The sequence below is a fragment of the Sorangium sp. So ce834 genome (assembly GCF_051521425.1).
Lineage (GTDB): Bacteria > Myxococcota_A > Polyangia > Polyangiales > Polyangiaceae > Sorangium > Sorangium cellulosum_D.
In genome coordinates, this window is the sequence record NZ_CP150351.1 from 2,696,786 (window position 1) to 2,710,338 (window position 13,553).

At 73.2% G+C, this 13,553-nt stretch carries 10 protein-coding genes; 8 read left to right on the plus strand and 2 right to left on the minus strand.

Annotated elements, in window-relative coordinates:
- Positions 1-150: 150 nt before the first annotated feature.
- Entirely contained in the window at positions 151-1,257 is a 1,107-nt protein-coding gene (locus tag WMF20_RS09630; protein WP_437612617.1) for a VWA domain-containing protein, read from the minus strand.
- A gap of 304 nt (positions 1,258-1,561) precedes the next feature.
- Here WMF20_RS09630 and WMF20_RS09635 point away from each other — a divergent pair, with 304 nt between their 5' ends.
- The 8 genes from WMF20_RS09635 (at position 1,562) to WMF20_RS09670 (ending at position 12,898) form a co-directional block, all read left to right on the plus strand.
- On the plus strand, positions 1,562-2,077 hold the full coding sequence (locus WMF20_RS09635) for a response regulator (protein WP_129574066.1): 516 nt from the start codon (positions 1,562-1,564) through the stop codon (positions 2,075-2,077).
- Positions 2,077-4,335 (plus strand): chemotaxis protein CheA, encoded by a 2,259-nt coding sequence (locus tag WMF20_RS09640; protein ID WP_129574067.1) that lies wholly within the window; start codon positions 2,077-2,079, stop codon positions 4,333-4,335. The genes WMF20_RS09635 and WMF20_RS09640 overlap by 1 nt, the downstream gene beginning before the upstream one ends.
- Positions 4,328-4,864, plus strand: a complete 537-nt coding sequence (locus WMF20_RS09645) for a chemotaxis protein CheW (protein WP_437612619.1) — start codon at positions 4,328-4,330, stop codon at positions 4,862-4,864. The genes WMF20_RS09640 and WMF20_RS09645 overlap by 8 nt, the downstream gene beginning before the upstream one ends.
- Positions 4,865-4,920: 56 nt before the next feature.
- Positions 4,921-5,412, plus strand: coding sequence for a chemotaxis protein CheW (locus WMF20_RS09650; RefSeq protein WP_129574069.1), 492 nt, complete (start codon positions 4,921-4,923; stop codon positions 5,410-5,412).
- Positions 5,409-7,517 (plus strand): HEAT repeat domain-containing protein, encoded by a 2,109-nt coding sequence (locus tag WMF20_RS09655; RefSeq protein WP_437612622.1) that lies wholly within the window; start codon positions 5,409-5,411, stop codon positions 7,515-7,517. The genes WMF20_RS09650 and WMF20_RS09655 overlap by 4 nt, the downstream gene beginning before the upstream one ends.
- Positions 7,514-8,488, plus strand: coding sequence for a CheR family methyltransferase (locus WMF20_RS09660; RefSeq protein WP_272828168.1), 975 nt, complete (start codon positions 7,514-7,516; stop codon positions 8,486-8,488). Before WMF20_RS09655 ends, WMF20_RS09660 begins: the two co-directional genes overlap by 4 nt.
- Positions 8,489-8,609: 121 nt before the next feature.
- The gene (cheB, locus tag WMF20_RS09665; protein WP_129574072.1) at positions 8,610-9,692 is read left to right on the plus strand and encodes a chemotaxis-specific protein-glutamate methyltransferase CheB; all 1,083 of its coding nucleotides are present in this window, start codon (positions 8,610-8,612) and stop codon (positions 9,690-9,692) included.
- Positions 9,693-10,030: 338 nt separating this feature from the next.
- Entirely contained in the window at positions 10,031-12,898 is a 2,868-nt protein-coding gene (locus WMF20_RS09670) for a transglycosylase SLT domain-containing protein (RefSeq protein WP_437612624.1), read from the plus strand.
- A gap of 107 nt (positions 12,899-13,005) precedes the next feature.
- Here the strand turns inward: WMF20_RS09670 and WMF20_RS09675 are convergent, their stop codons facing one another.
- Positions 13,006-13,347 (minus strand): cupin domain-containing protein, encoded by a 342-nt coding sequence (locus WMF20_RS09675; RefSeq protein WP_129574074.1) that lies wholly within the window; start codon positions 13,345-13,347, stop codon positions 13,006-13,008.
- Between the last annotated feature and the right edge of the window lie 206 nt (positions 13,348-13,553).

The window sequence follows — 13,553 nt, forward strand, 5'->3', positions numbered from 1 at the left end:
GAGGGGGCTCCGCGCGACCTCGCGCCGGGGCAGGGGGCGCGCGGCGGAGAGGGGGAGGGGGCCTCGCTGGGGAGGATCAGGCCAGCCGGACGGCGCAGGCCGCCGCAGGCGCCGCGTCGCGGCCGCCGTCGAGGGCGGCCGCGATCGCCGTCACTTCGCCTCGACCTTCACGTTGGCGTTCGCCTTGAAGCTCGCCTTCGCGCCGGCGCCCCCGTTTCCATCGTCCACGGGCGTGGTCGCCTTCAGATCGAACGACGGCGGCGTGTTGGGGTCGCACTCCGGCGGCGGGCCGAAGCCGTCGGCGTTGAACTTCCACGCGACCGACCCCGAGGCCGACGGATCCTTCCGGATCGCCTTGATCTCCACCTCGTGCTCCCCCGCGCGCGCCGGCGTGCAGTACGAGAGCAGGTAGAAGCGCTTCATGTGCGCCTCGATCTTCGCCGCGATCTTGTCGAACGACTCCTTGACCTTGGCCTGGTCCGCCGCGAGCTCGGTCCCGTCGCGCCCGATCTCGTCGAGCCGCGCCTTCTCGATCTCGGCGCCGACGCCGACGACGAAGATCTGGTAGTTCGCGTAGTCTTCCTTGTCGAGCTCCTTGAGCATGTCCTGACGGCTCACGCGGTTCGCGCGATCCGTGCCGTCCGAGAAGACGACGAGCGTGCCGAACTTGAGCGGCCGCCGGTCCCGGTCGAGCTGCTTCTTGAGCTCCCGGATGCCCTCGACCACGCCGCCGTGGAGGTTCGTCGACGTGTCCTTGGGCTTGTAGCTCCGGAGCCCCTCGAGCCCGCCCTGGACCGAGCCCTGCGCCTCGGTGAACGGGACGACGGAGTGGATTTTTACCTCGCCGTCGAACGCGTAGACGCCGACCTTCTGGCTCTTGCCGACCCGATCGCTGAACGACTGCGCGGCGTCGACGAGGGCGTCGGCCTGGCCCGACTCGGTGATGCTGCCGCTCATGTCGACGAGCAGCATCGTGTACATGACCGCCGCGACCTCGGGGTTCTGGATGATCTGCTTGCTCTCGAACTTCGAGACGAGGTCGCCGTCCTCGTAGATCTCGAAGTCCTCGGCCGTGAGGCCGCCCACCGGCTCGTCCTCGCCGGCGTCGACGCTGAAGAACACCCAGACGTTGTTCGGCTTCTTCTGGGCGGAGTTGATCCGGGTGACCCGCAGCCCGCCGCCGCAGGCCACGCTCGAGAGGGCGAACAGGGCGGCGAGCAGGATCCGGAACGCTGGAGAACAAAGGAGGATTTTCACGCGCGCGATTAGCGCGCATCGGACGCCGCGCTGTCAATTCGCTGCCGCAGCCGGGCGGCCGGCGCGACGGCCGGGCGCGGCCGCGGCGCGGGCAGCGCGGCGCTTTCTCTCCCCGGAGGCTCCCCGGAGACCCGGCCTCGCGCGGCCGCCCCGCCGATCCGCGCCGCGAGGCGCTCGCGCTGGTTTACACCGGGAAGGAGTCCGCCGTACATAGGCCGGCGCGCCTCCGAGGAGCGCGCGCGCCGCCGCCGGACCGTCAGCGAGTTGCTCCTCCCCGGCGGATTTCCGTTACCCTGTCGCCGACATGGCACGCATCCTGATCGTCGAGGACTCGCCGGCAATGCGAGCGTACGTACGCTCGACGCTCGAGGACTGCGTGCTGGGGCTCGCGGGCGACGTCGATATCGTCGAGGCGATGAACGGCTTCGACGCGCTCCGGCTCCTGCCGCGCGGCGCGTTCGACCTCGTCATCACCGACATCAACATGCCCGACATCAACGGGCTCGAGCTCATCCGCTTCGTCCGGCAGAGCGACCGCTACCGCCGCGTCGGCATCCTCATCATCTCGACGCAGGCGGCCGAGCGCGACATCCAGCGCGGGCTCCGCCTCGGCGCCGATCGCTTCCTCGCGAAGCCGTTCACGCCCGAGGCCCTGCGCGACGCGGTGGTCGCCTGCCTCGACGGGCGCGCCCAGCTCGCCGAGCCCGACGCCTCGCCGCCGGCCGATCGCGAGGACGGCGGAGCCCCGCCGCCCGCCGGCGCCCCGGAGCCGGTGACCCGCACGAAGCAGCCCGGCTCCGGCGAGGAAGGCGGCGGCTGATGGTCGACAGCGGCGATCGAGCGCGAGAAGAGTTCTTCTCCGAAGCGCAGGAGATCGTCGAGGGGCTCGGGCGCGACCTCCTCGCGCTCGACGAGGCGGTGCGGACCAACAAGGTCGACCCCGACGTCATCAACGACGTCTTCCGCGCCGTGCACACCCTGAAGGGGCTCGCCGGGCTCTTCGGCGCGACCCGGATGGCCACGCTGTCGCACGAGCTCGAGGAGCTGCTCGACAACCTGCGCCTCGGCCGCATCGAGATCAGCGCGTCGGTCCTCGATCTCCTCTTCCGCAGCGTCGAGCTCTACGGGCGCATCCTCCAGAACGAGAAGGACGGGCGCGACGCGCCCATGCCCGAGGTCGACGACCTCCTGCGCCAGCTCCATCAGGACGCCGGCCCGAGCGCGGCCGGCCTCCCGGACGACAACTACGACCTCGATCCGGGGCTGCTCTCCGTGCTCACCGAGTACGAGGAGCACCGGCTGCGCACGAACATCGCGAGCGGGATGACCCTGTTCCGGCTCCGCGTGCAGTTCCACCTCGCCACGATCGACCAGGCCCTCGACGACCTGAAGATCACCGCGAAGCCGTACGGCGAGATCATCACCTACCTGCCGACCGGCGCGGGCGCGGACCAGGACTCGATCGAGCTCGACATCCTGATGGCGTCGCGCGCGCCGCTCGAGGAGCTCCAGCGCGCCCTGCACCAGGCCGGCGCCGTGGTCGAGGAGATCCCGCGGCGCAACAACAACGGGCACGGCCGCGTCGCCCCGCCGGGCATGCCGTCGATGTCCGCTGCGCTGCGCGGCGGCGCGCCGACGGGCGTGTCGCGGGCCGTCGACCTGACCGGCTCGATGCAGGCGAGCCCGCCGTCGAGCGCGCGCGGCGGCCGCAAGGGGGAGCTCAGCTCCATCCGCTCGGTCGCCCAGACGGTGCGGGTCGACATCCACAAGCTCGACCGGCTGATGAACATCGTCGGCGAGCTCGCCCTCGTCCGATCGGCGCTCGGCCGCCTCGTCGAGCGGCTCCGCGCGGCGCCGACCGAGCGCGAGCTCTCCCTCGATCTCCACCGGCTCCAGCGCACGTTCGACCGGCACCTCGCCGCCATGCAGGCGGGCATCCTCGAGGTCCGGATGGTCCCGCTCGGGCAGGTCTTCGACAAGCTCGCCCGCGTCGTGCGCCAGATCAGCCGCGACGCCGACAAGCTCGTGAACCTCGTCATCACGGGCGCCGAGACCGAGGTCGACAAGCTCATCGTCGAGGAGCTCAGCGACCCGCTCATGCACATGATGCGCAACGCCATCGACCACGGCATCGAGTCGAAGAGCATGCGCGAGGCGGTGGGCAAGCCGGCGGTCGGCACGATCGCGCTGAACGCCTTCCAGAAGGGCAACCACGTCGTCATCGAGATCGAGGACGACGGCAAGGGCATCGACGTCGACAAGCTGCTCGACGCCGCCCTGCGCCGCGGGGTGATGACCCCGGAGGACGCGCGCACCACGAGCTACCGCGAGGTCCTGAACCTCATCTTCCAGCCGGGCATCTCGACCAAGACCGACGTGAGCGAGATCTCGGGGCGCGGCGTCGGGATGGACGTCGTGAAGACGAACATCAGCAAGCTCGGCGGCGTCATCGACGTGCACAGCGAGCCCGGCATCGGCACCAAGATGACGGTGACGCTGCCGATCACGCTGGCGATCATCAGCGCGCTCATCGTCCGGGTCGCCGACCGGCTCTTCGCGATCCCGCTGACGAACGTGCAGGAGGCGGTCGCGCTCGACGAGAGCACGGTGCGCCAGATCGACGGCCGCGAGATGATCACGCTGCGCAACAGCACGCTCCAGCTCTGCTACCTCGCGCGGCTCTTCGGCCTGAACGAGGAGGAGGAGCTCAGCGCGCGCATCGCCGGCCTGCTCGGCGGGGCGCGCGGCGGCTCGGCGGCGCGGGCCGCCGTGTCCGGCGGGCGCCGCGGCGAAGGACGCGCGACGCTCGGGCTGCAGGGGGGGAGCAAGCGCAAGTACATCGTGGTCGCGTCGGTCGGCGCGCGCCGGCTCGGGCTCGTCGTGAGCACGCTCATCGGCCAGCAGGACGTCGTCATCAAGGCGCTCGGCCCGTCGCTGTCGTCGGTGCGCGGCTTCTCCGGCGCCACGGAGCTCGGCGACCAGCGCATCGCGCTCGTCCTCGACGCCCCGGCGCTCATCGAGGAGATCCTCCACGGCGGCGACAGGCAGCGCAACGACCCGCGGAGCACCCATGGCTAACCTCTCCCGAAGGCCCGCCCGGATCCCCGTCTCGAAGAGGAACCCGCGCGCGCAGGCGAGCGGCCCGCGGACCGAGTACCTCGCGTTCACGCTCGCGGGCGACACCTACGCCGCGCCCGTCTCGCTCGTGCGCGAGATCCTGAAGCCGCCCCCGCTCACGCCGGTGCCGCGCGCGCCGGACTCGACGATGGGCATCGTCAGCGTGCGCGGGCAGCTCGTGACCGTCATCGATCTGCGGCGGCGGATGCGGCTGCACGAGGGCGCGCCGCAGCGGCGGGCGCGCATCCTCCTCGTCGACGCGGCGAACGGCGAGACGCTCGGCCTCTTCGTCGACGAGGTCCAGCAGGTCTACCGGCTCGCCGACGCCGAGATCGAGCACGCCGCGACGGCGCTCGGGGGCGACGTCGCGGGCTACATCGCCGGCATCGCCCGGCCCATGCACGGGGCGAGCGCGCCGGACGGCACCCAGGGCGAGGCGCAGCCGCGCGTCATCATCCTGCTCGACCTGCAGGCCATACTCGCGTCCTAACGGACGAATCGTCCGCGCCCGGGCGGCTCGTAGAGCCCGGGCGCTCGGAGGCTCAGATGCCGTTGACTGGAGAGCGCAGCCGTCCCGACCCGCACAAGAGCCTCGTCGGCTTTGTGGTCGGCGACGTGCAGTACGCGATCGACATCACGCGGGTGCGCGAGATCGTGAATCCGCTCGAGGTGACCACGCTGCCGCACACGCCCCAGGAGGTCGCCGGCGTCGCGAACCACCGCGGCGAGGTGGTGCCGGTGATCGAGCTCCGCGTGCGCTTCGGGCTGCCTCCGGTCGAGCCGAGCCGCAGCACCAAGTGGATCCTGGTCGACGTGGGGACGCACACGGTGGGGCTCGTCGTCGACGCCGTGACCGAGGTCTTCGGGACGAGCGGCGACTACCGGCCGACGCCGCCGGTGGGCGGCAGCAGCGATCTGCGCGGCATCGTCGGGGTGACGACCCACGACGAGCGGATGATCTTCGTGCTCGACGTCGGGCGCTTCATCGAGCTCGCGCTCGCGCTCGCCGCGTCGGGCGCCCTCCTGGAGGCGCCGTGAGCCGCGCGTTCGACGATCTCGGCCCGTACGGGGGCCCGCGCGTGAGCGACGCGGGCCCCTGGCCGACCGAGCCCGAGTCCATCTCGCCCAGCGTGCGCAGCACGCCGATGCCGATCGCGGCGCTCGCCACGGCGCTCGCCGCGGACGACGCCGAGGAGCGCCGCCAGGCCGCCGCGCGGCTCGGCCGGGCCGACGTCGCGGAGGCGCTGCCGCTCCTCCTGCGCGCGCTCGGGGATCCCGACTGGCGCGTCCGCAAGGAGGCGACCTACGCCTGCCACCGGCTGATCCAGGCCTCGTCGCCGCCGGCCGCCGAGGGCGAGCGGCCCGCTGCCCCGCCGGGCGGCGCCGAGGGCGAGCGGCCGTCCGCCGCGCGGGTCCTCGTCGGCGCGCTCCTCGACGCGCTGCGGACCAGCGACGACGTGGGCCTCAGGAACGCGGCCATCGAGGTGCTCGGCTACTGCGGCCGCGACGCCACGCCGGCGCTCGTCGGCGCGCTCGCCGAGCTCAAGGGCGACGAGCGCAAGCTCGTGGTCGACGCGCTCGGCCGCACGCGCGACCCGGCGGCGCTCGACGCGCTCTACGCGGCGCTCGCCGAGAAGGACGACAACCTGCGCCAGAGCGCGATCGAGGCGATCGCCGGGATGGGGCTCATCGCGCGCGAGCGGGTGACGGACATCCTGTACGAGCGGCTCGGCGATCGGGATCGCTTCGTGCGGCTGACCGCGCTGAACGGGCTGAACGGCCTCGAGGCGCCGGTGCCGTGGCGGGTGCTGTCGCAGCTCATCGACGACCCGATCCTCCGCTCGGCGGCGCTGGTCGCCGCGGCGCTCGCGGAGAGCCCGGAGGCGCCGCGGGCGCTCGTCACGGCGCTCGCGACGGCGCGCGGCGGCGCGTTCGCGCAGCTCCTCCGGGCGCTCGCGCGGCTCGTCGAGGGGCCGCTCGCGTCGCACGTGGTCGACGCGCTGCGGGCCGCCCCGCAGGAGGTGGGCGCCCGCCTCGTGCAGGCCGCCGCCGCCTCGCCGGGCGCGGGCGGCGCGGAGCCCCCGTCGTGGCGCGGCCTCGGCGCGGATCCGGTGAGCGGGCGCGCGCAGGCGCTCGTGCTCGCGGCGATGGCGCGCGCGCCGGGCGCGGCCGACGCCGCGGTGCAGGCGATGATCGAGCCGGCGCTCGTCGAGACGGCGCAGCGCGCGCTCGGGCTGCTCGGCGGGGAGGCGCTGCCCGCGGTGCTCGCCTACCTCGAGCGGCACATCGATCCCGATCCGGATCTCTGGGAGGGCCTCGACGACGCGACGGCCGCGCTCATCGACGGCGCCGTGGCGATCGCGGAGCAGCGCGGGCGCGAGGGCGCGCCCCCGCCCCCGCCGCAGCCCGCGGCCGACCCGACGCTCGACGAGCTGCTCGGCGCGGTGCGGAGGTCGGTCAAGAGCCCGTCGACGCTCGTGGCGACCAGCGCGCTCTACGGCCTCGCGAAGATCGGGACCGCGGACGATTTCCCGCTCGTCGTCTCGCAGACGCGCGCGATCTCGCTGCCGGTCGCGCGCGCGGCGGAGAGCGCGCTCGCGGGGCTCTCGGAGCGGTACCCCGAGTCGGCGCGCGCGCTCGCGCGCCAGCTGATGCAGGCGGGGGAGACCCACCTCGCGGCGGCGATCGTGATCGAGGCGCTCGGCACGGCGGATCAGGAGGAGATCGCGTTCCTCACGAGCGTCGCGTCGGTCGGGGACGTGCGCGCGCGGCGCGCGGCCGTGACCGCGGTCGCGGCGGCGGCGGGCGTCTCGGCGCTCGAGGTGCTGAGCCTCTCGCTGGCGGACGAGGAGCGGGAGGTCCGGCTCGCGGCGGCGCGCGCGCTCGGCCGGCTGTACGCGTCGCTGTCGGATCGCGCGGGCGACGAGCGGACGCGCGCCCGCGAGCTGCTCTCGCTGGTGCGCGCGTCGGGGGAGCCGGAGCTCGTCGCGGCGGCGGCGCAGGGCGGCGCGCCGTTCCGCTCGGATCCCCCGTGGAGCGAGGCCGGCGACCGGCTGAGCGCGCCCGCCTCGATCGATGGCGGCGAGGGCCCGATGTCCACCTCGGGGATGTCCGGCGGGCCGCCGTCGGGGAAGGTGCTGTGAACCGGCGGCGGGACGACGAGATCCGCCTCTTGCCTGACGAGTTCCAGAGGCTGCGGGACCTGTTCAACAAGCACTGCGGGCTCCAGTTCGGGCCCGAGGCGCGCACGTCGATGGAGCGGCGGCTCCGCGAGCGGGTCGTGGTGCTCGGGCTCTCGTCGTTCGCGCAGTACCACGAGTACCTGCGCTCCCACAGCCGCGGGCGCGCCGAGCTCGACGAGGCGCTGGAGCTCATCACGGTCAACGAGACGTATTTCTTCCGCGAGGACTACCAGCTGCGCGCGCTCATGACCGAGATCGTGCCGATGATCGTCAAGGCGGGGGGCGCCAAGGGCCGGCTGTCCATCTGGAGCGCGGGCTGTTCGACGGGCGAGGAGGTCTACTCGATCGCGATCGCGGCGCGGGAGTCGGGCGCCGCGGATCGCCGCGAGGTGCGCGTCTTCGGCAGCGACATCTCGCGCCGGTGCGTGGTCGCCGCGCGCAAGGGGGTCTACGGCGCCTCGTCGTTCCGCGTGACGCCGCCCGAGCTGAAGCGGCGCTACTTCACGGAGCGGCCGGACGGATTCCACGTGGTGGACGAGCTGCGCGCGCTCTGCCAGTTCGGCCACCTCAACCTGCTCGACTCGTCGCGCGCGGCGGTGGTCGGGCGGGTGGATGTCATCTTCTGCCGCAACGTGCTCATCTACCTGGACGAGGAGTCGCGGCGCCGGGTGATCGACATCTTTTACGAGCGCCTCTCGCCCGGCGGGTTCCTCCTGCTGGGCCACTCCGAGTCGCTCCTGAACGTCACGACCGCCTTCGAGATCGTGCACCTGCGGGAGGATCTCGTGTACCGCAAGCCGGCGGCGACGATGCGCCTCGGGCTCGCGGAGCTCTTCCCGGAGCGGGGGGGCGGCGAGCGCGGGGGCGGCGAGTGGGGGGGCGGTGAGCGCGGGGGCGGCGAGTGGGGGGGCGGTGAGCCGGGGGGGCGGTGAGTGGGAGAACGGTGAGCGTGGCGGATGAGGCGCCGACGAAGTCGAGGCTGCGCGGGCGACGGGTGGTCCCATGGCGCTCCTGGTGGGGTAGAATGAACCTCCGGCGGAAGGTTTTGCGCTCATGACATTCGCTCCCCTGCGCGTGCTCGTCGTCGACGACTCCGCGTACAACCGGCGCAACATCGCCGAGATCTTGAGCGGAAGCGACGAGATCGAGGTCGTGGGCAAGGCCGGAGACGGCGACGACGCGCTCCGTCAGGCGGCCCAGCTGAGGCCGGACGCGATCACGCTGGACCTCGAGATGCCGCGCATGGATGGCTTCACCTTCCTCCGCATCCTGATGGCGAGGCAGCCCACGCCGGTCATCATCGTCTCGAGCTACAGCCACAAGGAGAACGTCTTCAAGGCGCTCGAGCTCGGCGCCGTGGACTTCGTGGCGAAGCCGGACCGGCAGTTCACGGCGGACGCGCAGATCCGCAAGGAGATCATCCAGAAGGTCCTGCTCGTGCGCTACCTCCGCCCGCGGTCGCCGATGCCGGCGGCCTCGCCTCCGGCGCGGGCGTCGCAGCCTGCGCTGCTGCGTCCGGTGCAGGAGTCGTCGCGGCTCGGGGTCTCGCTGCGCCACCTCGTGGCGGTCGGCTCGTCGACCGGCGGGCCCACGGCGCTCCTGGAGATCTTCAACCGCATCCCGGATCGCTTCCCCGGCGCGATCTTCATCGCGCAGCACATGCCGGACAAGTTCACCCGCACGTTCGCGGAGCGGCTCGATCGGAAGGGCGGGCTGCGGGTGGTCGAGGCGCAGAACGGCGACCAGGTGGTGAGCCGCAAGGCCTACGTGTGTCCGGGCCGGATGTGCATGGAGATCGCGGTGACGCCGGGCAGCGGGGTCGGGTTGAGCGGCGACATCCGGATCCGGGTGGGGGCGCCGGCGCCTGGCGACCGGTACGTGCCGAGCGCGGACCGGCTGTTTCGGAGCGTGGCGCAGGTGGGCGGCAGCCGCGCGGTGGGCATCATCCTGACGGGGATGGGGGACGACGGGGTGAACGGCGCGCGGGCGATCCGCGCGGCCGGGGGCACGGTGGTGGCCGAGAGCGAGGACTCGGCGGTGGTCTACGGCATGCCCGGGGCCGCGGTGCGCGCGGGGGTCGTGAACGAGAGCCTGCCCTTCACGGCGATCGGCGACTTCATCGCGCTCCTCTCCTAGGCGGCAGCCGGGGATCCGCGGAAGCCCGAAGAGAAATTGAGCCACAGAGGCACAGAGGACAGAGAGACTTCCGTCCCTCTCTGATCCGAGCTCCGAGCCCTCTTCCTCTCTCCTCCTCCCTCTCTCTTCCCTCTGTGCCCTCTGTGCCTCTGTGGTTCAAAATCTCTCTCTTCATCACACCCCCGCCGGTGCGATGTGCGCCAGCCCCCCGTCTCGTGGACGGTTCGCGGCCGTTCCGCCTGGCTGCCAAAGTTGACCCCTCGGGCGCATCGTGAGACAGGTCGGTCGCTGACATGCGGATCCGACGCGCCGCACGCAGGCTTGTCTGTCTTGGCTGGATGGCCGCCCTCTCGGGCGTCGCTCTCGACGGCCTCGCCGCGCCCCCGGCGGCCGAGCCGGCCAAGGTCGAGGCGAAGAGGGATGCGGCGGCCGGCGGCAAGGCGGACCGGCCGGAGGCGAAGAAGGCCGGCGGGGCGGAGGCCACGCCGGAGAAGCCCGCGCCGGCCAGGCCCGCCGCCGCGTCGAGCGGCAAGGCCGGCGCGAAGCGCGTGGCCGCCAAGGCGCCGGCCAAGCCGGCGGCGCGACCGAAGGCGCCGACGAAGAAGGGCGCGGGCAAGATCACGCGCAAGCCGGGGGAGCCCGGCGCGCCGGACGAGGCCGCGCGCCGGGTCATCGCGGGCACCGCGACGCCGGCGGGGGCGAGCGTCGCCGAGTCGCCCGAGCTCCGCACCATGCGCGAGATCGACCTGGCCCTGTTCCCCGGCGCGACCCCGAGCGCCGGCCCCGCGTGGCCGGTCGACGGCACGCTCCTTCTCGGCGGGGGCGAGCCGCGCCTCGAGGCCTCCGGCCTGCCGCCCGCGGGGCTGCCCGTGGCGCCGCCGCAGGCCGAGGAGACCCGCGACATCTCCTGGCTGCGGCAGCTCGAGCTGCCCGAGATCCCGGTCCGCTGGGACGGCCGGGTCGTGCGCTACCTCGAGTACTACAAGGACGACCCGCGCGGCCGCTCCGCCGTGGTCTCCTGGATCAAGAAGAGCGGCCGCTACGGCGCCGCCATCCGCCGTGTCCTCCGCGAGCAGGGGCTCCCGGAGGACCTGCTCTGGCTCTCGCTCGTCGAGAGCGGCTTCGACCCGACCATCCACTCTCCGGCCGGCGCGGCCGGCCTCTGGCAGTTCATGCCCGAGGGCGCGCGCATCTATGGCCTCACCGTCGATCGATGGGTCGACGAGCGCCTCGACCCGGAGCGCTCCACCCTCGCGGCGGCGCGGTACCTCTCGGATCTGCGGCGGCGCTTCGGCGGCTGGGAGCTCGCGTTCGCGGCCTACAACATGGGGTACGGCGGGCTGCTCGCGTCGATCCGCAAGTACAACACGAACGATTTCTGGGAGCTGTCGCGGCTCGAGGCGGGGATGCCGCTCGAGACGGCGCTCTACGTGCCGAAGATCCTCGCGATCGCGATCGTGGCGCGGAACCTGAAGGTGTTCGGCTGCGACGAGGTCGAGCTCGATCCGGCGGTGACGTTCGACAAGATCTCGCTCGGCTCCGGGGTGTCGCTGCAGTCGGTGGCGTCCGCGGTCGGGGCGGGGGCGCCGGAGATCGAGGCGCTGAACCCGCAGCTCGTGGCGAAGCGCACGCCGCCGCTGCCGGTGGACGCGAAGGAGCTGGCGCGCTGGGAGGTCCGGGTGCCTGCGGGCGCGGGGGCGCGCGCGGCGAAGGCGATGCCGAAGCTCCTGGAGCGCGAGCCGAAGCTCGAGCGATACCTGGTCCGCTGGGGCGAGTCGCTCGACGACATCGCGACGTTCCGCGGGACGACGCGGTGGACGCTGCAGACGCTGAACGGCCTGCGGCCCGGCGAGCCGGTGCGCCCGGGGACGCTGCTGTTCGTCCCGGCGGCGGAGGGCGTGGGCGTGGCGGCGGCGGAGCACCTGCTCGCGAACGGCGCGCCGCTGTCGTCGGCGGCGAAGCCGGTCGTGGTGGTCCCGGCGCAGCGCTTCTCGTACGAGGGGCGCCGGCGCGTCTTCTACCGCGTGGTCGCGGGCGACGCGATCCGGGATCTCGCGGCGGTGCTGTCGGTGACGCCCGACGAGATCTGCCGCTGGAACACGCTCTCGCCCGGGGCGTCGCTGCACGAGGGGATGACGCTCCAGCTGTTCGTCCCGAGATCGCAGCGCTACGACGGGGTGTTCCTGCTCGACGAGGCCCACGCGCGCATCCTTCCGGTCGGCTCGGAGGAGTTCTTCGCCCACTTCGAGGGGCTGAAGGGGCGCAAGCGCATCGAGATCGCGGTGCGGGAGGGCGACACGTTCAGCAATCTCGCGAGCCGCTACGGCCTCAGCGTCGGCAGCCTGGAGCGGATCAACCAGCGCTCGAGGCGGAGCCCGCTGATGCCCGGGGATCGGCTCGTGGTGTACGTGCCGACCTCGCTGCCGGACGATCCGCCGCCGGTCGAGCCGCGCGAGCCGCGCGAGGACGAGGTCCGCGTGGCGTCGGCCCCGGCGGCCGGCGCGGTGGACGACGGCGACAAGGCGGCCGCCGCCGTGAAGCCGGCGACGGCCGCCGCGCCCGCCGCGCCCGCCGGGGAGGAGGGCCGCAAGGCGGCCGTCGCCAAGGACGGGAGCAGCGCGCCGGCAGGCGCTGCGGCGGCGGCGGGCGAGACGAAGCCGGCGCGGGCGGAGAAGGCCGAGGCGGGCGAGACGAAGCTGGCGCGGGCCGAGAAGGCCGAGGCGGGCGAGACGAAGCCGGCGAAGAGCGAGGGGACGGCGGCGGGCGCACGCGAGACGAAGCCGGCGCGGGCCGAGAAGGCCGAGGCGGGCGAGACGATGCCGGCGAAGAGCGAGGGGACGGCGGCGGGCGCACGCGAGACGAAGCTGGCGCGGGCCGAGAAGGCCGAGGCGGGCGAGACGAAGCCGGCGAAGAGCGAGGGGACGGCGGCGGGCGCACGCGAGACGAAGCCGGCGCGGGCCGAGAAGGCGGAGGCGGGCGAGACGAAGCCGGCGCGGGCCGAGAAGGCCGAGGCAGGCGAGACGAAGCCGGCGAAGAGCGAGGGGGCGGCGGGCGCGGGCGATCAGGCCGGAGCGGCGCCGGAGGAGAAGAAGACCGCCGACGGCGAGAAGAAGCCGGCGCCGGGCGGCGCGGACGAGAAGAAGCCGACAGGGCGCGCCAAGGGAGCGCAGGAGAAGCCCGCGGCCGGCGCCGGCACCGCGCTGTGAGGCGCGCCGCCCGGCGGCCCGGGTGAGCTCCTCGCCGCGACCTGGGTGAGCTCTTCCCGCCGGGCACGACGGCCGGCGCCGTGCTCAGGCCTCGCCGGCAGGCCTCCTCAGGCCTCGTCGCGCCCGTGGACGCTGGCCGGCGGGCTCGTCGCTTCCACCGCCGTGAACGGTTCGATGATCTTGTAAGAATGCGATGCGCCTTTAGGCACCGTCCAGGAGTCGCCCGGCTCCAGGCGCACCATCTGCCCCTCGATGTGCAGCTCGGCTCGCCCCGCGATGACGAACCCCACGGTCTCGTAATCGCGCACGGTCGCCGGTTTGGCGTCGCCCGGCGGCTCGCGCTCCCAGAGTCGCATCGAGACCTGGATTCCGGAGGCCAGGTATTTTTGGCCCATCTGGCCTCTCGGGGAGCGGCCGGAGGAGACCTTCATGATGGTTGTGTCGCCCATGTGCGCCTCGCTTTCCTCGCGTCGTTCGCCGGGTTTGGCAGCGAGCGTGGGCGCGATCGTGGGTCCGCGCCCGACACACGCGAATCGGGCTTCTCCCGCTTTCCTGGTCGGTCGTTCGTCGTCCGTCCCTCGCTGCAGAGAACGTATCGCGGCGGGGAGAACTGCTGTAAGATGCCCCGCTCAGGAGGCGCGTCCCGTGGACCTGG